General features: G+C 72.0%; 17 protein-coding genes, 2 tRNA genes and 1 pseudogene. 13 read left to right on the plus strand and 7 right to left on the minus strand.

Annotation, left to right across the window (positions count from 1 at the left end; genetic code table 11):
- Positions 1–205: 205 nt before the first annotated feature.
- The 3 genes and pseudogenes from OO63_RS12420 to OO63_RS12425 all read left to right on the plus strand — a co-directional run.
- A pseudogene (locus OO63_RS12420) lies at positions 206–547 on the plus strand (hypothetical protein); the annotation flags it as partial.
- 230 nt (positions 548–777) lie between these two features.
- Positions 778–1,455 (plus strand): bifunctional DNA primase/polymerase, encoded by a 678-nt coding sequence (locus OO63_RS46730; RefSeq protein ID WP_078619091.1) that lies wholly within the window; start codon positions 778–780, stop codon positions 1,453–1,455.
- Positions 1,446–1,519, plus strand: a tRNA-Lys gene (locus OO63_RS12425). Before OO63_RS46730 ends, OO63_RS12425 begins: the two co-directional genes overlap by 10 nt.
- Positions 1,520–1,728: 209 nt before the next feature.
- Here OO63_RS12425 and OO63_RS12430 read toward each other — a convergent pair.
- Positions 1,729–2,955 carry a M6 family metalloprotease domain-containing protein gene (locus OO63_RS12430; RefSeq protein WP_030360025.1) on the minus strand — a complete coding sequence of 409 codons (1,227 nt, stop codon included), beginning with the start codon at positions 2,953–2,955 and terminating at the stop codon, positions 1,729–1,731.
- A 394-nt stretch (positions 2,956–3,349) separates the two neighbouring features.
- On the opposite strand from OO63_RS12430, the gene OO63_RS12435 reads away from it, so the two are divergent.
- Entirely contained in the window at positions 3,350–5,209 is a 1,860-nt protein-coding gene (locus tag OO63_RS12435) for a putative bifunctional diguanylate cyclase/phosphodiesterase (RefSeq protein ID WP_030360026.1), read from the plus strand.
- A gap of 9 nt (positions 5,210–5,218) precedes the next feature.
- On the opposite strand, the gene OO63_RS12440 is transcribed toward OO63_RS12435, so the two are convergent.
- The 4 genes from OO63_RS12440 to OO63_RS12455 all read right to left on the minus strand — a co-directional run bounded on the left by OO63_RS12440 (position 5,219) and on the right by OO63_RS12455 (position 9,461).
- A complete protein-coding gene (locus OO63_RS12440; protein WP_030360027.1) occupies positions 5,219–6,127 on the minus strand; it encodes a LysR family transcriptional regulator in 909 nt (302 codons plus the stop codon).
- Between the two features lie 192 nt (positions 6,128–6,319).
- Positions 6,320–7,435 (minus strand): LLM class flavin-dependent oxidoreductase, encoded by a 1,116-nt coding sequence (locus OO63_RS12445; RefSeq protein ID WP_397622111.1) that lies wholly within the window; start codon positions 7,433–7,435, stop codon positions 6,320–6,322.
- 350 nt (positions 7,436–7,785) lie between these two features.
- Complete coding sequence (locus tag OO63_RS12450; protein WP_030360029.1) at positions 7,786–8,526, minus strand: maleate cis-trans isomerase family protein; 741 nt, start codon at positions 8,524–8,526, stop codon at positions 7,786–7,788.
- On the minus strand, positions 8,523–9,461 hold the full coding sequence (locus tag OO63_RS12455; RefSeq protein WP_030360030.1) for a maleate cis-trans isomerase family protein: 939 nt from the start codon (positions 9,459–9,461) through the stop codon (positions 8,523–8,525). The genes OO63_RS12450 and OO63_RS12455 overlap by 4 nt, the downstream gene beginning before the upstream one ends.
- Positions 9,462–9,946: 485 nt before the next feature.
- Between OO63_RS12455 and OO63_RS12460 the strand changes: the two genes are divergently transcribed.
- Positions 9,947–10,888 carry a D-2-hydroxyacid dehydrogenase gene (locus OO63_RS12460; protein WP_030360031.1) on the plus strand — a complete coding sequence of 314 codons (942 nt, stop codon included), beginning with the start codon at positions 9,947–9,949 and terminating at the stop codon, positions 10,886–10,888.
- A gap of 123 nt (positions 10,889–11,011) precedes the next feature.
- A complete protein-coding gene (locus OO63_RS12465; RefSeq protein ID WP_030360032.1) occupies positions 11,012–12,421 on the plus strand; it encodes an amidase in 1,410 nt (469 codons plus the stop codon).
- 81 nt (positions 12,422–12,502) lie between these two features.
- Here the strand turns inward: OO63_RS12465 and OO63_RS12470 are convergent, their stop codons facing one another.
- The gene (locus OO63_RS12470; RefSeq protein ID WP_030360033.1) at positions 12,503–12,991 is read right to left on the minus strand and encodes a DUF3830 family protein; all 489 of its coding nucleotides are present in this window, start codon (positions 12,989–12,991) and stop codon (positions 12,503–12,505) included.
- Between the two features lie 109 nt (positions 12,992–13,100).
- Between OO63_RS12470 and ehuB the strand changes: the two genes are divergently transcribed.
- The 7 genes from ehuB (at position 13,101) to OO63_RS12505 (ending at position 18,215) form a co-directional block, all read left to right on the plus strand.
- Positions 13,101–14,000, plus strand: coding sequence for an ectoine/hydroxyectoine ABC transporter substrate-binding protein EhuB (gene ehuB, locus OO63_RS12475; RefSeq protein WP_031192602.1), 900 nt, complete (start codon positions 13,101–13,103; stop codon positions 13,998–14,000).
- Complete coding sequence (gene ehuC, locus OO63_RS12480) at positions 13,997–14,743, plus strand: ectoine/hydroxyectoine ABC transporter permease subunit EhuC (RefSeq protein WP_030360035.1); 747 nt, start codon at positions 13,997–13,999, stop codon at positions 14,741–14,743. Before ehuB ends, ehuC begins: the two co-directional genes overlap by 4 nt.
- A 44-nt stretch (positions 14,744–14,787) precedes the next feature.
- Entirely contained in the window at positions 14,788–15,405 is a 618-nt protein-coding gene (ehuD, locus tag OO63_RS12485) for an ectoine/hydroxyectoine ABC transporter permease subunit EhuD (protein ID WP_030360036.1), read from the plus strand.
- A complete protein-coding gene (gene ehuA, locus OO63_RS12490) occupies positions 15,395–16,210 on the plus strand; it encodes an ectoine/hydroxyectoine ABC transporter ATP-binding protein EhuA (RefSeq protein WP_030360037.1) in 816 nt (271 codons plus the stop codon). The genes ehuD and ehuA overlap by 11 nt, the downstream gene beginning before the upstream one ends.
- 232 nt (positions 16,211–16,442) lie before the next feature.
- The gene (locus OO63_RS12495) at positions 16,443–17,201 is read left to right on the plus strand and encodes an IclR family transcriptional regulator (protein WP_030360038.1); all 759 of its coding nucleotides are present in this window, start codon (positions 16,443–16,445) and stop codon (positions 17,199–17,201) included.
- A 95-nt stretch (positions 17,202–17,296) separates the two neighbouring features.
- A tRNA-Lys gene (locus OO63_RS12500) sits at positions 17,297–17,370 on the plus strand.
- Positions 17,371–17,486: 116 nt separating this feature from the next.
- Positions 17,487–18,215: a thioesterase II family protein gene (locus OO63_RS12505; protein ID WP_030360039.1), complete on the plus strand. Its 729-nt coding sequence runs from the start codon at positions 17,487–17,489 to the stop codon at positions 18,213–18,215.
- Between the two features lie 16 nt (positions 18,216–18,231).
- Here OO63_RS12505 and OO63_RS12510 read toward each other — a convergent pair whose 3' ends face one another.
- A complete protein-coding gene (locus OO63_RS12510; RefSeq protein WP_030360040.1) occupies positions 18,232–19,605 on the minus strand; it encodes a class II 3-deoxy-7-phosphoheptulonate synthase in 1,374 nt (457 codons plus the stop codon).
- Positions 19,606–19,777 lie beyond the last annotated feature (172 nt).

Genomic DNA, 19,777 nt, shown 5'->3' on the forward strand with positions numbered 1-19,777 from the left:
GCCCTCTGGGCGGCCCAGCTGCCCACAGGGTGGGACGACAGTGGCCGCCACCACCGGACCGTCGGACGGACCGGGAACCCCCACCGGACCGATCCCCGCAATCCGAACCGGAGGGGACGTGCCGGTATGTCCGCGCGCAGCTCGGCTCACCACGAGGGGCGTACAGGGAACGTGGGCGACGACGCACACGCGAGAGGAAAACGACATGGCGGAGCCCTCGCGGCCCCGGTCCAGCCAGCGCATGCGCCCCGCACCGCTCCTCTTCGAGCCCGCGGAAGCCACCGCCGACCCCGAGCACTTCTTCGACCTGGAGTCCATCGACGACCCCCGCGAACTCCTCTCCCGGTCCACCGAGTTGACCCTGGCCTTCCGCGCCGCGACCGACCGCTCCGTCGAGTTCCAGGCCCTCGCCGCCGCCCAGCTCGCCGACCCGCGCCGCTTCGACCGCCTCACCCCGGCCGACATCGCGGAACGCGCCGAGTGGACCGAGGACTACGCGCAGAAGATGATCGAGTTCGGCCGCGAACTCCTGCGCGGCGACCCCGAGGCGTCGGGCTCGAGCCCAACCGGCACGACCGGCACGACTGGCACGACCGGGAGGACCGGGCTGACCGGCACGACGGACGCGACGGATTCCCCGGCGGAACCCGGGCCTCACTGAGCCACAAGATCCGCTGGCATATGCCGGTGGGGCAAGGTACCCCACACCCCCGGCCACTGTCCCGGATTCCGGCAACTCTGCGAGAGTGCACGCTCACGCCCGGTAGATGTATCGACATGAGCAACTCCCCCCTCAGCCTCGCCCCCCACCCCCACAAGGCGTCCGGACCCCCCACCAACGCCTGCGACGTCACCCCCGCGGGCGCAGCCTGGCTCACCTCCGCCGAAACGTATCCGCACCGAGCCCTGGCCGACTGGCGCGCCCGCCCCAGCACCCCGGCCGTGCTGTCCTGCGGAACGGTCTTCGACGTGGTCAGCGTGCCCGCGGTCTTCGGACGGCGGATGGTCGACCGGTTATGGCACGAGGGCCCGGGCTCGGGCCCGGTGGCGACGTACCGCGGCCGAATGCTGCTGTTCACGGCGCCGGGCACGGCCCGCCGCCTCCCGTCGCTCCTGGAGTGGGAGGAATGGGGCCCCGCGGTCCCTTCCTTGCTCTGCCACGGCGCAGGCGACGCGGTGACCGTGCCCCCGCTCACGGCAAGCCACAACACAGACGCCACACCCACACCCACACCCGCACCCGCACCCGCACCCGCACCCGCACCCGACGACAGACTCGGATCCCGCTGGCTGGTGGCCCCCGGCACCCGCAGGCCCTGGCTCCCCGGCCCCGACGTAGTGCTCTGGGCATGCGTCCGCGCCGCCCGCGCCGCAGCCGGATCCGCGGTGCGTATATCGATTTTTCCTCGCGGCGATCAGGATGCTAAGGTCTACGACGTCAGCAGGCGCCGCTAGCTCAGTTGGTTAGAGCAGCTGACTCTTAATCAGCGGGTCCGGGGTTCGAGTCCCTGGCGGCGCACGACACCGGCACCGGCGTATGTCCACAAAAAGCGTGGACATACGCCGGTGTCGTCGTTTTTGCGCGGCTTCGCCGCGCGTTGTGGGGGCTTCGCCACCCACACCCCCCTTTGGGTCGGCCGGGGGTGCCGGGACATCTGCCCCAAAGAACAGCCCGGGCACCCCAAGCACCTCCCCCCCCCAAGCCCCGGCCCCCTCCCCCGAGAAGGTCTACGTGGGGCTGATCTTGACGGTCCAGGCGCCGGACGGAGTCCTGTCCTCGACCTCGATGCGGATCCGCTCCCCGGGAACCGTGAAGGCCTCCCCCACCCGCACAGGCGCGTCGGCCAGCGGCGGGTAGACCGATTCGGTGTCGCACGCCTCCGAGCCGGGGTGGGCGTCGATGACCTCGACGGGGCCCCGGCCGGACGCCGTCTCGTTGCGGACGTGATAGGCGAGGACGCCCTCGCTGCACGTACCCCGGTCGTTGCCCACGGCACCCCGCGCCTCGACGGCGACGGCGCTGCCCCGGCCCGTGCGGATCACGGCGAGCTTGGTGGCGCCCACGCCGCCCCGAACGGGCTGGGCCGCGAGCGGGTCGAGGGTAAGGCGCCGCGGACCGCCGTCCACGCAGACGACCTGGCGGGGCCCCAGCCAGCCGAGCTTCCACTTGTGCCAGCCGAACAGCTCAGGAGCGAGGCCGAACTGGCTGCCCATGACGTCCCAGTCGCCGACGTGGGTGTCCCAGTCGCCGTCGCCGTCGGTGGGCCGGTGATAGAGATCGGGCAGGTCGAAGACGTGGCCGGTCTCGTGGGCGAGGACGTTGCGGTCCGGCGGATGGCGCTCGAAGACGGTGACGATGCGGCGGATGCTGGTGCCGTCGGCCCGCATCGGACGGTCGAAGTTCACGACCTTCGTGGCGTCCGAGTTCACGCCGGGCGCGTCCGGATCGGCGACGAAGTAGACGATGTCGTACGCGGAGAAGTCCACGCGCGGATCGGCCGCGGCCACCGCGTCCCGGAGGTAGGACGCGCGGTGCTGCGGGTCCCAGTCCCGCTCTATGGCGTACATCGTGGAATCTTCCGGCATTTCCACCCATTCGTGTTGCGGGTGCGCGCGCAGCCGGAACCTCCCGTAGGAGGCTTGGTCGAAGAAGTCGCTCGTGGCCGGGAAGTAGTCGGCGGCCAGCTCCCGCGGTGTCGTCAGCGGCGGGGAGTCCGGGAAAGAAAGGAAGACCATGACGGCGTCGAGGGCGCGGGAGGGGCGCGGATAGGCGCCGTTCCAGGTGTCGAGGCCTTCCGAGTGGTGCGCGGGCGTGCGCCGCAGGGCGCACGGACCCGCGTCGCCGTGGGCGATCGCCGGGCCCGCGACCAGCGACGTGGCGGCGAGAGCGGTCAGGCAGGTGAGGAGAATGCCCGCGGTGCGCAGCCGCGGCCTCTCCCCTTCACGGGTGAGCATCCAAGGGGGGAGCTGACGCTCCACATCGACCTCCGGGTGCGGAATGCGAGACACCTCACCCACCTTGTGATGCTTTGTCGCACTTCGCCCTGTTTGTCTGACCCGGTCGAGTGAGGATCGGCCAGGATGCGACACTCCGACCGCTCACCGGCTGTCACAAGCGGTCGAGCGGCAAAGAAGCCTGTACAGGGCCGAGCAGAAACGATCTGTCGGTCGCCTTGGGGGCCCGCACGGGGCGTGGTACGGCTGGAACGGGCCGTCGGCCTGCCTCTATGATCGGCACACTTTCCCGGCCCCGTCGGCCGCCCCCCAAACGGCCGACCGCCTCCCCAGACCCGCCAGGATTCGGGGCCCATCGACCTGCTCGACATCAATTGCACTGCGGGAGCAAGCGGTGAACGGAACCTCACAAGGGCCGACCGCCACAGCGGTCGCAGACCCCGGCCGTGCCCGGCCTGCCGTCACGGAGCGTAACCAATCGGGCCCGACCGGGCCCCTCGCCCAGTACGCCGCCGACTACCGCGCCGCCTTCGCAGCGGCCCCCCTGGCCCTCGCCGTCGTGGACCGCGAGGGCCTGGTCGTCAGCGCCAACGAAGCGCTGGCCGAACTGCTCGGCGCCGATGCCGCCGACCTCACCGGGCGGGTCGCCGCCGACCTGGTGGACCTCGCGTCCGACGCCCGCACCTGGCACGCGTACCGCGAGGTGCTGCGCGGCCGGCAGGCCAAGCTCCGCTGCACCCGCCGCCTCAAACACCCCGAGGGGCACTCGCTGTGGACCCAGATCACCGCGTCGCCGCTGCCCGGCGGGGCCGAACGGCGCGGCGCGGGCACCGTCCTGCTCGCCGCCGCCGACATCAGCGCGCGCCGTGACCTGCAGGCCCGGCTGCGGCATCTGCAGATGCACGACCCGGTGACCCGGCTGCCCAACCGGGCGCTGTTCTTCGAGCGCCTGGCCACGGCCCTGGAGGCGGGGGCGTACGACGACACGAGCACCGGCCGGATCGGGCTCTGCTATCTGGACCTGGACGGGTTCAAGGCGGTCAACGACACGCTCGGCCACCGCGTCGGCGACCGGCTGCTCGCCGCGGTCGCCGAGCGGCTGACCGCCCTCGCCGACCGCGCCGGATACGGCAGGGCGTCGGCGCCGCTCGTCGCGCGGCTCGGCGGCGACGAGTTCGCGCTGCTCGTGGAGGACTCCACCGGCACCGACCAGCTCACCGAACTCGCCGAGACGGCCTTGCGGACACTCCAGGAACCCTTCGACCTGTCCGGGCAGCGGCTCTCCGTTTCGGCCTCCATCGGCGTCGTCGAGCGGCGCGCCGCGGGCACCACGACCACCGGTCTGATGCAGGCCGCCGACACCACGCTGTACTGGGCGAAGGCCGACGGCAAGGCCCGCTGGACCCTGTTCGACCCCGAGCGCAACGCCCACCGCATGACCCGCCAGGCGCTCGCCAGTTCGCTGCGCCCCGCCGTCGAGCGCGGCGAATTCGTCCTGGACTACCAGCCGTTGGTGGGCCTGGAGGGCGGCGACGTGCGCGGCGTCGAGGCACTCGTTCGGTGGAATCATCCGCAGTTCGGGTTGCTCACGCCGAATCGGTTCATCGGACTTGCTGAAGAAGACGGCTCGATCGTGCCGCTCGGCCGCTGGGTGCTGCGGACCGCCTGCCTCCAGGCCCGGCGCTGGCAGCTCGAACACCCCGGCCGGGAGCCGCTGTTCGTGAGCGTCAACGTCGCCGTGCGCCAGGTGTGGGACTCCGACCTGGTGGCGGACGTGGCCGAGATCCTGGCGGAGACCGGTCTCGCGCCGGGGCTGCTGCAACTGGAGCTGACCGAGTCCGCCGTCATGGGCTCCGCCGGACGGCCGCTGCAAGCCCTGCAGGCACTCAGCGACATGGGCGTCCGCATCGCCATCGACGACTTCGGCACCGGCTACTCCAACCTCGCCTACCTCAGCCGCCTCCCGGTGTCGGTCCTGAAGCTGGACGGCTCCTTCGTGCGCGGATTCCAGTACGACGAGGGCGAGTACGACGCGGCGTCCGCGCACATCAACCCCGCCGACGAGGTGATCGTCGAGGCCCTGGTCCAACTCGCCCACCGCCTCGGGCTCACCGTCACCGCGGAGTGCGTGGAGACGTCCGGCCAGGCGGAGCGGCTGCGCAGGATCGGGTGCGACACCGGGCAGGGGTGGCTGTACTCACGGCCGGTGGGGGCGGATCGTATCTCCGTACTTCTCGGGTCGCGGGACACATGAGCCCCGCGGTCACTTCCCCGCTTCGGGCTCGTCGCGCGCGGTGAGGCACGCCTGTACGAAGTCCATTACCTCCTGCGGGACTTGGGCGCCGGGGGCGTGGGCCACGCCGACCCGGGCCGGGCTGACGCCCCGCACCGGCCGGTAGACCACGCCGGGGCGGCGGCAGGCGCGGGCCGTGGCCGCCGAGGCGAGGGAGACGCCCTCGCCGTCGGCTATGGCGGTCAGCCACTCCTCGACGGTACGGGCGACGGCGCCCACCTTCGCCGGGCGGCCGTCGCGTTCGTCCGCCGCCAGCCAGTAGTCGCGCCACCAGCCGGACTCCGGCGGGGCCGCGACGAAGGGCTCGTCGAGGAGTTCGGCGAAGTCGACCTCCTCGTACGCGGCAAGCCGGTGCCCTGCGGGCAGCGCGACGCGGCGCGGCTCGGTCAGCAACACCTCGACGTCCAGGGCCTCCTGGCCGGGGAACGGCAGCCGCAGCAGCGCCGCGTCGACGGTGCCCGCGGCCAGGCCCCCCGTCGGGTCGTCCGGCGCGGCCTGCGTCAGGCGCACCCGCCAGCCGGGCCTGCGGCGCGCGAACTCGGCGACGCTCCGGCGCCCGAGCCCCTCCGCCCCGTCGGTCACGAAGCCCACCCGCAGCACCCGGTCCGCGCGCGCCGCCGCACCCCGCGTGGAGCACAGGGCCGCTGCCCAGGCGTCGAGCACCGCGGGCGCGGTGGCGGCGAGCACCGCGCCCGCGTCCGTCAGCGCCATCCCGGCGCGCGACCGCGTGAACAACTCCGCCCCCAACTGCGTCTCCAGGCGCCTGAGCTGCCGGGTCAGCACGGGCACCGACAGGAAGAGGCGGTCGGCGGCACGCGCGAGGTCGCCCTCCTGGGCGACGGCGGTGAAGCAGCGCAGCAGGCGGGTGTCCATGTCCATGGCGACAGGTTAGGGAAGCGGGTGGGGCGTGCGGGCCTGGGGGTGGTCGCGAGGCGCACACGCCAAGAGGCTTATGGATGGCGGGAGTTCGGGTGGCGGGCGCTCAGGTGATGGGAGTGCGGGTGGCGGGAGTTCGGGTGCCGCCCCGCCCCGTCGGGGGCGGCACCCTCCTTCGTGGTGTGCCGGCCGCGGTCAGGCGGGGTTCGGCAGTCCGTAGGCGTCCGCGATGAGTTCGTAGCTGCGCAGGCGTACGTCGCCGCTGTGCGCGTTGGCCGTGAGCATCAGCTCGTCGGCGCCGGTGCGCTTGGCGAGGTCGTCGAGGCCGGTGCGGACCTGGTCGGCGGTGCCGTGGACGACGTTGGAGTTCCAGCTCTCGATGAAGTCCCGCTCCATTTCCGTGAATCGGTGCGCCTCCGCCTCCTCCGGCGTCGGCACGAGGCCGGGGCGGCCGGTGCGCAGGCGGACCATGTTCAGGGCGGCGGCCATCACCTGGCGGCGGGCCTCCTTCTCGTCGTCCGTCGCGAGCGCCGAGACACCGATCAGGGCGTACGGGGCGTCGAGGACGGCGGACGGGCGGAACGACTCGCGGTACAGGTCGAGGGCCGGGATCGTGTTCCGCGCGGAGAAGTGGTGCGCGAAGGCGAAGGGCAGGCCGAGCGTGCCCGCGAGGCGGGCGCTGAAGCCGGACGAGCCGAGCAGCCAGATCGGCGGGCGGTGCGGGGACTGCACGCCGCCGGGGGACGTGGCCTGGACGGGGCCCGGGACCGCGTGGATGCGGGCGTAGGGGTGGCCGTCGGGGAAGTCGTCGTCCAGGAAGCGGGTCAGCTCCGCGAGCTGCTGGGGGAAGTCGTCGGCGCCCTCGTTCAGCCGCTCTGTGCGGCGCAGGGCCGCCGCCGTGGCGCCGTCCGTGCCCGGGGCGCGGCCGAGGCCGAGGTCGACGCGGCCCGGGGCCAGGGCCTCCAGGGTGCCGAACTGCTCCGCGATGACCAGGGGGGCGTGGTTGGGCAGCATGACGCCGCCCGAGCCGAGGCGGATGCGGGTCGTGTGGGCTGCCAGGTGGGCGAGGATCACCGCCGGGGACGAGGAGGCCACGCCCGGCATCGAGTGGTGCTCGGCCACCCAGTGGCGGTGGTAGCCGCGGGACTCGGCCAGCTTGGCCAGGGCGACGCTGGTGCGCAGGGCGTCGGTCGCGGTGCGGCCCGCGCCCACGGTCACCAGGTCGAGTACGGACAGGGGCGTCGGCGCTTCGCCGTGCCTCGGGGCCCGGATTCCGTCGCCGTCGCCGCCGCCGCTCTGCTCCACCGTCACCGGGGCCTCCTTGTTCTCGCCGTCTTCGCCTGCGTCGCTGCTGTACGCAGGGTCGAACAGGAGGGTGGCTCCGCTTATTCCCGCGTGGGACGCCCCAGTCCCGCCCCTTCACCGAAACCGGGGCTGCGCCCCTGGACCCCGGGGGGTGTCCCCGTCGGGTGGGACGGTCCTCCCCCGAATCGGCGCTCCGCGCCTCGTCCTCAATCGCCGGACGGGCTGAAAACGTCGCCGGCGTGGGGGCCTGAGGGTGCCGGGCTGTTGGTCAGTCCGTGGAGAGTTGGGGCGGGTGGGTGGGAGAGAGCCCCTCCGGCGTTTGAGGAGCGGGGTCTGGGGCGGAGCCCCAGGCAGGGCTACCGGTCGCGGATCTGGACCACGGGTTCCTTCGTGAAGAGGGTGCCGAGGGCGGGGGCGTTCACCCGGCGGGAGGCCAGGCGGAGGGCTTCCCAGACGGTGACCTGGTTGGCGGTGAGGACCGGCTTGCCGAGGTCCGCTTCGAGGGGCTGGATGTGGGCGGCCGTGTGGAGCGCGGTGTCGGGGAGGAGGACGGCGTCCGCGTCGGGGTGATCGCCCGCGCGGGCGAGGGCGAGGACCTCGTCCCACCCCCAGGTGCCGACCTCCGCGGCGGTGATGATGCCACTGCCCCGCATGGCGACGACCTCGGCCCCCGCCGCCTTGAGGAAGGCGGAGAAGTGGAGGGCCACGTCCTCGGGATAGGTCGCGGCGACGGCGACGCGCTCGACGCCGAGTTCGCGTACCGCGTGGGCGAAGGCGAAGGACGTGGAGGACGCGGGTAGACCGGCGGACCGGGCGAGCGCGCGGACCTGGTCGTGCGCCCCGTCCCAGCCGAAGACGAAGCTTCCGCTGGTGCAGGCCCACACCACCGCCTCCGCGCCGGTCAGCCGCAGCTCCTCGACGCCGGCGGTGAGCCGCGCCGCCGAGCCCATCTCCAGGAGCGCGTCCACGCGGTGGGCGTCCTCGCCGATGTCCGTGTGCACGACGTGCAGCCGGATGTCCGAGTCGAGGAGTTGTTCCATGCGGGGGTAGTCGTCCTCGGCCGAGTGTCCGGGATAGAGGAATCCGAGTGCGGTCAAGTCCAGCCTCCTTCGGCGGTCGGTCCTGCGGGCCCGGTGGGTTCCGTGGGGCCCGAAGGACCCCCGGGCGGGTCGGGCAGGCTGTCCGAGGGCGCCGCGCCCGGCGGCACCGCGGGTGACACCGGTGGCTCGGCCAGCTCGCCGAGGGCCCCCAGGGCGCCCAGGGCGCCGAAGTCCGCGGTGCCCGGCCGCGCGCCCGCGTCGATCAGCGCTTGGTAGGGCCCCACGGCTCGCGTACCCAGCCTGCGCAGGGACGACCACATCGTGACCTGGTTCGCCGAGATCACCGGCATCCGCAGCTCCGCCTCCAGCTGCGGGATGACGTCGTACGTGGGCAGGTTCGTGCAGCTGATGAACAGCGCGTCGACGGGTCCGGACGCCGCCTGCCGCGCCATGTCGGCCACGTCGCGGTAGGGCACCTTCCAGATGTGCCGGGTGAGGCCGAGATAGGCGCGGCCCACCACCGAGACGCCCGCCTCGGCCAGATACTCCTCCAGGGACTGGGTCACCGACCAGGTGTAGGGCGTGACCAGGGCGATCCGCCGCGCGTCCAGCTCGTCGAGCGCTTCGAGCAGGGCGCCGGACGTCGTCACGGAGGCGACCGAGCCCTCGCGCGACATGGCCTCGCACATCGCCCGCTCGCCCGCGATGCCGCCGACGAAACTGCCCGACGTGCAGGCGTAGGCGAGGACTTCCGGTTCGGCGGCGGTGAGCGCGCGCACCGCCTCGGCCAGGGTCTCGTGCTCGCTGACCAGGCGGGCCAGGTCGAGGCTGACTTCGACGGGCACGTACGGCGTACGCGTCAGATGCAGGGAGACCTCGTCCGGGACCCAGCGCCACAGCTCCCGGTCGAGGGCGAAGTCGAAGGGTGCGACGACACCGACACCGCGCTGAGGGTGTGGTCCGCCGAGGGTGGAGAACGAAGTGACGTCCATGAGCAGGCCCTAAGTTCGTGCGTGCAGGGACAGGGCCGGCCGGGGGCCGGACAGTGGAGCTTGGCGGCGCGCGACGCGCCGGGACGTCGGGACGGGGATGCGTGTGCGGCGAGCACACCGTGCGCGAGGGAGGAGGCACGCAGCGTGCTCGTCCCTGTGGTGCCTGAGCTGAACTGCTTCTGTTGACGAAGGTAGGTTGGGGTGCCAGCGTGGTCAATCCGCACATCTCAGACGGCTGAGAACGTCGGCCGCCGGGACGCTGCGGTGTCGTCCTGACGCTCTCCCAGGGAAGCGGGCTCTCGTTGCGAAACGGTTTCTCTGCCATGTCCGAAAGCGGTGGCTCCGGGAGCGCCGCGCGTGTCGGAAGCGGGGGCTCCGACGGCGGGGCTTCCGGAAGCACGGCGCCCGGTGAGGGCGTGCCCCGGAGTGCCGCGGCGCGGGGCGCGGGGCGTGGTGAGCCCCTCGCGCCCCCTTCCGTCCCCACCGTGCTCGTACTGGACGCCCCCTCTCCCGCACCCCCGCCCCGCCTCGGCTCCCTCACCGGGCGCGCCCGGGTGCTGCACGCCGACGAGGACACCCTCGCGGACCGGCTCCCGGACGCCGATGTGCTCCTGGTGTGGGACTTCCTCTCGCACGCGGTGCGGCGCGCCTGGCCCGGCGAGGGGCCGCGGCCCGCGTGGGTGCACACGGCGAGCGCGGGCGTCGACCATCTGATGTGCCCCGAACTGGCCGCGTCCGACGCGGTGGTGACCAACGCGCGGGGCGTCTTCGACGAGCCGATCGCCGAGTACGTGGCCGCGCTCGTGCTCGCCATGGCCAAGGACCTGCCGCGCACCCTCGACCTCCAGCGGGAGCGGACCTGGCTGCACCGCGAGAGCCGGCGGATCGCGGGCACGCGCGCGTGCGTGGTGGGTTCGGGGCCGATCGGCCGCGCCGTCGCCCGCACCCTGAAGGCGCTCGGTATCGCGTCGGCCCTGGTCGGGCGGGCCCCGCGCGCCGGGGTGCACGGCCCGGACGACCTCAACCGGCTGCTCGCGCGCGCCGACTGGGTGGTGTGCGCGGCGCCCCTGACGGACGACACGCGCGGCATGTTCGACGTGCGCCGCTTCGGTGTCATGCAGCCGTCGGCGCACTTCATCAACGTGGGCCGGGGTCAGCTCGTCGTCGAGGACGACCTCGCGGCCGCCCTGTCGAAGCGGTGGATCGCGGGCGCCGCGCTCGACGTCTTCGAGCGGGAGCCGCTGCCCGCGGACAGCCCGCTGTGGAGCGCTCCGGGCCTGATCGTCTCGCCGCACATGAGCGGTGACACGGTCGGCTGGCGGGACGAACTCGGCGCGCAGTTCGTGACGTTGTTCGGCCAGTGGGAGGCGGGTCGGCCGCTGACGAACGTGGTCGACAAGAAACGTGGGTATGTCCCTGGGCACTGATCGTTCGGCGCCCGCGACGGGCACCGGCCGACCGGCGCCGGGTGTTCGTCGGCGCACGCCCGCCCCGCCCTGCCTCGCCCCCGTCTCGCCCCCGTCTCGCCCCCGTCTCGTTGAGGAGCACGCATGACCGAGCTCACGGACCTCACCGCCGTACAACTCGTCGATGGCTACCGCAAGGGCGAATTCAGCCCCGTGGATGTCACCCGTGCGGTGCTGCGCAGGGCCGAGGAGATCCAGCCGGTCGTCAACGCGTTCGTACGTCTGGACCCCGAGGGGGCGCTCGCGGCGGCCGAGGAGAGCGCGGGGCGGTGGCGGCGCGGGGAGCCCGCCGGGCTCGTCGACGGGGTGCCGGTGACGGTGAAGGACATCCTGCTGCAGCGCGGCGCGCCGACCTTCCGTGGCTCCAAGTCCGTTTCGGAGAAAGGGCGTTGGGACGAGGACGCACCCTCGGTGGCGCGGCTGCGCGAGCACGGCGCGGTGTTCGTCGGCAAGACGACGACGCCGGAGTTCGGCTGGAAGGGCGTGACGGACAGCCCCCGGCACGGCGTCACCCGCAATCCGTACGACCCCTCGCGCACCGCGGGCGGCTCCAGCGGCGGCAGCGCTGCGGCCGTGGCGCTCGGCGCGGGGCCGCTGTCGCTGGGCACGGACGGCGGCGGTTCGGTGCGGATCCCGGCGGCGTTCTGCGGGATCTTCGGGTTCAAGCCGACGTACGGCAGGGTGCCGCTGTATCCGGCGTCGGCGTTCGGCACGCTCGCGCACGTCGGGCCGATGACGCGGGACGCGGCGGACGCGGCGCTGATGCTGGACGTGATCTCCGCGCCGGACGCGCGGGACTGGTCGCACCTCGGACCGGCGCCGGGGAGCTTCCGGGACGGGCTCGACGGTGGGGTGCGGGGGCTGCGGGTCGCCTACTCGCCCTCGCTCGGCGGGCAGGTCGCGGTGCGGCCCGCCGTCGCGGCGGCCGTGCGGGACGCGGTGGGGAAGCTGGCCTCACTCGGCGCGTACGTCGAGGAGGCCGATCCCGATTTCACCGATCCGGTGGAGGCCTTCCACACGCTGTGGTTCAGCGGGGCGGCCCGGGTCGTGCAGCAGCTGCCGCCCGGGCGGCGGGAGTTGATCGATCCGGGGCTTCGGGAGATCTGTGCGCAGGGAGCGCGGTTCAGTGCGCTCGACTATCTGGCCGCGGTCGATGTGCGGATGGCTCTGGGGCGGCGGATGGGGGTCTTCCATGAGACGTACGACCTGTTGGTGACGCCTGCGTTGCCGGTCACCGCGTTCGAGGCGGGGGTCGAGGTGCCGGGGAAGTCGGGGCTTCGACGGTGGACGGGGTGGACGCCGTTCACCTATCCGTTCAACCTGACGCAGCAGCCTGCTGCGACGGTGCCCTGTGGGGTGGATGGGGACGGGTTGCCGGTGGGGGTGCAGATTGTTGCCTCGCGGCATGCGGATGCGGTGGTCTTGCGGGCTGCTCAGGCGTTGTACGGGGTGGGCGCTGCGCTGGGCGTCCCCCAGCCCCGCCCCTTCCCGTAACCGGGGGCTGCCGCCCCCGGGCCCCCGCTGATCGGCGCTTCGCGCCTCGTCCTCAAACGCCGGACGGGCTAAAAACCATTCTCATGCCCGCCGGAAGTTCAGTGTCTCCCCCAGCGCCCCCGACCTCCACAAGTCGTTGCACGCCTCCGCCATCTCCTCCAGGCCCTCCACGATCTGGCCCCACACGATTCCGGGGACCCAGCCCACGTCGCCGTTGATCAGGAGGTTGTTGCGTTCGTAGAAGAGGGCCAGGTCGACGATGGTGCCGCGGTGGTCCTGGTCGTAGCCGTAGGACTTGGTGCCCAGTTCTGTGCCGGTGAAGGTGAAATAGCACAGGTCGCCGGGGATGGGCGTGATGGTGGGGTTCTCCAGGGGCGGCTCCTCGGGGGCGAAGGCCGGGAACAGGGCATAGATCTCGTTCCGGGCATACTTCGCATGGAACACTTCTCCGCCCAGCGGGAGCGCGTCCCAGACCGCCGCGCAGGTGACCGGGGCCCGGTCGTCGAGGAGCTTCGCCGTGGCCTGAACGCCCCGCTTGGCGAGGGACACTTCGATGTATCGGTCTGCCATGGGGCCCATGGTCCACCCCGGGTCGGCGCCCGCGTCAAGTGGACAACGATCGCATCAGGGGCTGAAATTCAACGGCATACCTCGTGTCGGCTCGGGTAGCCGCGCGGCCATGGCTCCACCATCGAGGAACCCAAACAAGACAGAGCGCGCGCTCGGCGTGCGCCGGAGATCCGTGCTCGCCTCCGCCGCCGTCCTGGGCGCGGGCGCGCTCGGCGCGACGGCGTGCAGCCGGGTGCCGACGGGCGACACGCTGGCCCGCCTGAAGTCGCAGGGCACGGTGCGGCTCGGCATCGCGGGCGAGGCCCCGTACGGCTACATCGACGACAAGGGCGACTTCACCGGTGAGGCGGTGGAGCTCGCGAAGATCATCTTCAAGCGGCTCGGCGTGGACAGCGTGCAGCCCGTCGCCACCGACTTCAGCTCGCTGATCCCGGGACTCAAGACGCAGCAGTTCGACGTCGTCGCGGCAGGGATGTACATCAACAAAGCGCGCTGCCAGCAGGTGATCTTCTCCGATCCCGAGTACCAGATGCTGGACGCCTTCATCGTGCGCAAGGGCAACCCGAAGGGGCTGCACACGTACGCCGACGTGGTGAAGAAGAAGGCCAAGTTCGGCACCGGGACGGGCTACGCCGAGATCGCGTACGCCGTCGCCGCCGGGTACAAGGAGAGCGACATCGTGATCCTCCAGGATCCGGTGGCGGGGCTCAACGCCGTCGAGGCCGGACGCATCGACGTCTTCGGCGGCACCGCGCTGACCGCGCGCGGCGTCGTGAAGAAGAGCCGCAAGGCCGAGGCCACCGAGCCGTTCGCGCCCCTCGTCAACGGCAAGAAGCACGTCGACGGCGGCGGCTTCACCTTCCGTCCCAACGACACCGAGCTGCGCGACGCCTTCAACGTGGAGATCCACAAGATGCGCAAGAGCGGCGAGCTCTTCCGGGTCCTGAAGCGGTTCGGTTTCACCAAGGACGAGATGACCACCCTGACCGCAGAGGAGCTGTGCAAATGACAGCGGGACTGTGGGAACACTGGGTACTCCCGGGCATCTGGATCACCATCCAGCTCACGCTCTACAGCGCGGCGCTCGCGACCGCCGTGGCCTTCGCCGTCGGCATCGCGCGCACGCACCATCTGCGCGTGGTGCGCTTCTTCGCCGGGTTCTACACCGAGATCTTCCGCGGCACCTCGGCGCTCGTGCTGATGTTCTGGATCTTCTTCGTCCTGCCGCAGCTCGCGGGCTGGGCGCTCGTCCCGATGTGGGCGGCGGTGCTCGCGCTCGGTCTGTCGTACGGGGCCTACGGCGCCGAGGTCGTGCGCGGCGCCCTGAACGCGGTGGCGCCGGCGCAGCGCGAGGCGGGGGTCGCGCTGAGCTTCACGCCGTGGCAGCGGATGCGGCTCATCCTGCTGCCGCAGGCCGTGCCGGAGATGATCCCGCCGTTCTCCAACCTGCTGATCGAGCTCCTGAAGGGCACCGCCCTGGTGTCGCTGCTCGGCATCGGTGACGTGTCCTTCGCCGCCTATCTGGTGCGGCTCGCCACCACCGAGAGCGCGGAGATCTACTCGATCACCCTCGTCATCTACTTCGTGCTCGCCTTCCTCCTGACGCGCGGGATGCGGGTCCTGGAGCGCCGGGCCAAGGCCGGGATCGGGCAGCGGCCCGAGCCGGGCGTCGGCATCCTGCGCAGGCTCAATCTCCGCAGGACGACCGAGGAATCCGGCAACATGATCGCGGGCGGGGGTGGTGGGGCGTGAACAACGGAACCGACAAGTGGGACTGGGGCGCCGTCTCCGACTTCATGCCGCACTTCTGGGACGGGCTGCTCGTCACCCTCCAGGTGCTCGCCCTCGGCTCGCTGATCTCCTTCGGCCTCGGCCTCGTCTGGGCGCTCGCGTTCCGGGCGCCGACGCGGTTCGTCCGCTGGCCGGTCGGGATCCTCACCGAGTTCATCCGTAACACGCCGCTGCTCGTGCAGCTGTTCTTCCTGTACTTCGTGCTGCCGGAGTGGGACATCCAGTACTCGGCGATGACCACCGGCACCCTCGCGATCGGCCTGCACTACTCGACGTACACCGCGCAGGTCTACCGCGCGGGCATCGAGGCCGTGCCCGTCGGCCAGTGGGAGGCGGCCAAGGCGCTCAGCCTGTCGTACTCGCGCACCTGGACCGCGGTGATCCTGCCGCAGGCGATCCGGCGCGTGATCCCGGCGCTCGGCAACTACGTCATCGCGATGCTCAAGGACACCCCGCTGCTCGCGAGCATCGGCGTGCTGGAACTGCTCCAGCGCTCGCGCCTTGAGGCCGCACAGACCTTCCAGTACACCGAGGCGCTGACCGTCGTCGGTGTCGCCTTCATCCTCATCGCCTACCCGTCCTCACTCCTCCTGCGAGCCCTGGAGCGCCGTCTTGTCCGCTGACACGAATCTCACCAAGGACCAGCCGAACCCGGCGGTGGACGGCAGTGAGCTGATCCGCTTCGACAAGGTCGTCAAGCGCTTCGGGGCGAACACGGTCCTGGACGAGCTGGACTTCTCCGTCGCCTCCGGCAAGCACGTCACCCTGATCGGCCCCTCGGGGTCCGGCAAGACGACGATCCTGCGCCTGCTGATGACCCTGCTCAAGCCGGACGAGGGCACGATCAAGGTCGGCGGGGAGTATCTGACGCACGAGGAGAAGAACGGCAAGCTCGTCCCGGCGGGCGAGAAGCACGTGCGCGAGGTCCGCAAGAACATCGGCATGGTCTTCCAGCAGTTCAACCTCTTCCCGAACATGAAGGTGCTGCGCAACATCACCGAGGCGCCCGTCACCGTGCTCGGCCTGTCCAAGGACGAGGCGGAGCAGCGCGCCCGCGACCTGCTCGACCTGGTCGGCCTCGGCGACCGCTGCGACTCGTACCCGACGCAGCTCTCCGGCGGCCAGCAGCAGCGCGTCGCGATCGCCCGCGCCCTCGCGATGCGGCCGCAGGTGCTCCTCCTGGACGAGGTGACGTCCGCGCTCGACCCGGAGCTGGTCGCGGGCGTCCTCGACGTCCTGCGGGACATCGCGCACACCACCGACATCACGATGCTGTGCGTGACCCACGAGATGAACTTCGCCCGGGACATCTCCGACCAGGTCCTTATGTTCGACGCGGGCCGGGTGATCGAGTCCGGGCCGCCGGAGAAGATCTTCACCGAACCCGAGCACGAGCGGACGCGGGGATTCCTCTCGGCGGTGCTCTGACCACGGCCGCCCTGCCGCGCGGTGCCGTGAGCACGGCGCGCAACGCGTGAGGCCATGGCCCCGGTGTATTCACTTGGCATATGCCAGGGTGGCGCGTTCCTGCTCAGCGAGCCGGAAACGCGCCACTCTTGTGGCCAACACCCCCTCCCCAGGGGGTATTTGGCGGTTATCGTGGACAGTGTCCAGCTGTCCGGAACCGTTCCATCTCAGGCTCAGGGATCAGGGAGAAGCCGTGGCGGTGCAGCGCGAGTCGACGACGGCCCACCAGTTGGTGCAGAACGCCCTGCGGGTGCTCGAAATCGTCGCGCGCCGGGGCACCGGCGTCACCGAGGAAGAGCTGGCCCGGCGCACCACGATGCCCGCCGACCGGCTCGCCGCCCTCCTGCGCATGCTGCGCCGCGAGGGGTACGTCGAGCAGATCACCGACGGGGCGTACGTCACGGGTGTCTCGCTCACCCGCCTCGGCTCCGCCCACGACCGCGCCCTCGCGCTGCGCGACAAGCTCCGGCACACCCTCGGCGGCCTGCGCGACTCCATCGGCGCCGCGGTCTACGTCAGCCGTTACGTGGACGGCGAGATCCGGGTCACCGACTTCGCCGACGGCCCCGGCACGCCGAAAGTCAACGAATGGGTGGACTTCCGGGTCTCCGCGCACGCCAGCGCCGTCGGCAAGAGCCTGCTCGGCCAGCTCGACCTCGACGCCCGCCGGGACCACCTGTCCCGGCACAAGATGGCCCGCCTCACCTCGCGCACCATCACCAGCGAGCGCGTCCTGCTCAGCAACCTCGACGCCCAGGCCGCCACGGTCCCCGTCCTCGACCTCCAGGAGTACGCGGTCGGCACGGTCTGCGCCGCCGTCCCCATCACCGCGGGCGCCACGGTCGGCTCCCTCGCGCTCTCCCTGCCGGTCGAACACGCCCACCGCCTGCGCGAGGCTGCGGAGACCCTGAACCGCAAGGCGGCCCCGGTGCTGCTGTCCCTGGCGATCTAGGCAGTCCCGGACAGGTCCTGTCCGGGTCCCGCCCCGGCCCGCCCCAGGTGGTCCGGAGCACCCCTCGGGACCAGGTATTATTTTCGAGTCAGCAGGCGCCGCTAGCTCAGTTGGTTAGAGCAGCTGACTCTTAATCAGCGGGTCCGGGGTTCGAGTCCCTGGCGGCGCACAAGCGAGCAGGTCAACCACCTGAGGCTGGCTTCGAAGGGCGTTTCCGGTTCTCCGGGAGCGCCCTTCGCGCGTACCGCCCTCAGTGGAAGCTGCACCGGCAACCGGGGGATCGCAATGGTGTGGACACGAGCAGTCGAGTCACGGCCCTTCGCCTCGAGCCGCCTGGTGTGCTTCCCGCACGCCGGCGGCTCGCCGCACTTCTACCGCTCGTGGGGCAAGGCCCTCACGGACATCGAGGTCCACACGGTCTGCTACCCGGGGCGCGCCACCCGCATCGCCGAACCGCCCGCCACGGACCTCAAGGCGATGGCGCGTGACCTCGCCGCCGAGCTGCGCCCGCTGCCCGACGGGCGGCCCACGGCGTTCTTCGGGCACAGCATGGGTGCGTTCGTCGCCTACGAAGTGGCGCGGCTCTGGCAGGCCGACGGCGCGGACCTCGGCCACCTCTTCGCGTCGGCCGCCCGCGCCCCGCTCACGGCGCACGGCACCCCGGAGCGCGCCGCCGAGCTGGACGACGCCGCCGTCCTGCGCACGCTGGCCCAGCTGGGCGGCACGGACGCGGCGCTCCTCGACAACCCGGCCTTCCTGGAGCTCGTGATGCCGTACGTGGGCGCGGACTTCCGGATGGTCGCGGGCTACGCGGGGCAGCCGGACGCGCTCCTTGACTGTCCCGTCACGGTGCTCCGCGGCGACGCGGACCCCCGGGTGAGCCCCGCGGAGGCCGCCGCCTGGCGGGAGCAGACCCGGGGCCCGGTCACGCTGCACACGCTCTCCGGCGGGCACTTCTACCTGACGGACGAGCCGCCCCTGCGGATCGTCGAGGACGCCCTGCGCACGGGCTGACGCCGGTGCGCCCCGGTCATCTCCCGCGGTACATCTCGGCCAGCAGGAACGCCAGGTCCAGGGACTGGGTGTGGTTGAGGCGGGGGTCGCAGGCCGTCTCGTAACGGTGCGGCAGGTCCTCCTCCAGGACGGCGTTGCCGCCGCCGACGCACTCGGTCACGTCGTCGCCGGTCAGCTCGACGTGGATGCCGCCGGGGTGGGTGCCGAGCTCCTGGTGGACCTCCACGAACCCGCGCACCTCGTCGAGGACCGTGTCGAACCGCCGGGTCTTGTGGCCGCTCGGTGCCGTCGTGGTGTTGCCGTGCATGGGGTCGCTCACCCAAGCGACCTGCGCGCCCTCGGCGTTGGCCTTCTCCACCAGCGTGGGCAGCAGGTCCCGCACGCGTTCGGCGCCCGCGCGCACCACGAACGTGAGGCGGCCGGGCTCACGGTCCGGGTCGAGCCGGTCGAGCAGGGACACGACGGTGTCGGGGGACGCCGTCGGGCCGAGCTTGACGGCGATGGGGTTGGCGACGCGGGAGAAGTACTCGACGTGGGCGCCGTCGAGGTCGCGGGTGCGCTCACCGATCCAGAGGAAGTGGCCGCTGGTGGCGTAGGCGCGGCCGGTGTCGGGCTCGGTCCGGGTCAGGGCCGACTCGTAGTCGAGGAGCAGCCCCTCGTGGCCGACGAAGAACTCGGCGGTGGCCAGCTCCCGGGTGTCGACGCCGCAGGCCCGCATGAAGCCGAGGCTGCGGCCGATCTCGTCGGCGAGCTGTTCGTAGCGCTCGCCCGCGCCGGACGCGGCCACGAATCCCTCGTTCCAGGCGTGCACTTGGCGCAGGTCGGCGAAACCGCCCGTGGTCAGGGCCCGCACCAGGTTGAGGGTGCGCGCCGACGCGTCGTACATCGTGCGCAGGCGCCGGGGGTCAGGGACGCGGGCCCCCTCGGTGAACTCCAGGCCGTTGACCGCGTCGCCCCGGTACGAGGGCAGGACGACCCCGGCGCGCTCCTCGACCGCGCTGGACCGCGGCTTGGCGTACTGCCCCGCCATGCGCCCGACCTTCACGACCGGCAGCGCGGTGGCGTGGGTCAGGACCACGGCCATCTGGAGCAGCGTCTGGAGCTTGCCGCGGATCGCGTCGGCGGTGGTCCGCTCGAAGGTCTCGGCGCAGTCGCCGCCCTGGAGCAGGATGGCCTCGCCGCGCGCGACCGCCGCCATGCGCCGCCGCAACTGGTCGCACTCCGCGGCGAAGACCAGCGGCGGCGCGGCGGCCAGGTCATCGGTGACGGCCCGCAGGGCGTGCGGGTCCGGCCAGTCGGGCTGCTGCCGGGCAGGGAACGCCCGCCAGGACGCGGCGGCCTGGTTCGCTGCTTCGCTTTCCCTTTTGCTGGCTCTTGCGCGGTCTTTCATGACGGCCTTCCCCGTGCGGACATAGGACAGGAGGAACGGAGGAACGGAGGAACGGAGGAGCAGGAACGAGCTTCCACTGAATCCGTGCGCCCGCGCCCGGGTCAAGCGATTCGGAATTGGTCCGATTCAGGGCCCGGGAATTGGTCTGGCACCGGTGGCGACGGCGCTGTTT

It is taken from the genome of Streptomyces alboflavus (genome assembly GCF_000716675.1).
GTDB lineage: Bacteria > Actinomycetota > Actinomycetes > Streptomycetales > Streptomycetaceae > Streptomyces > Streptomyces alboflavus.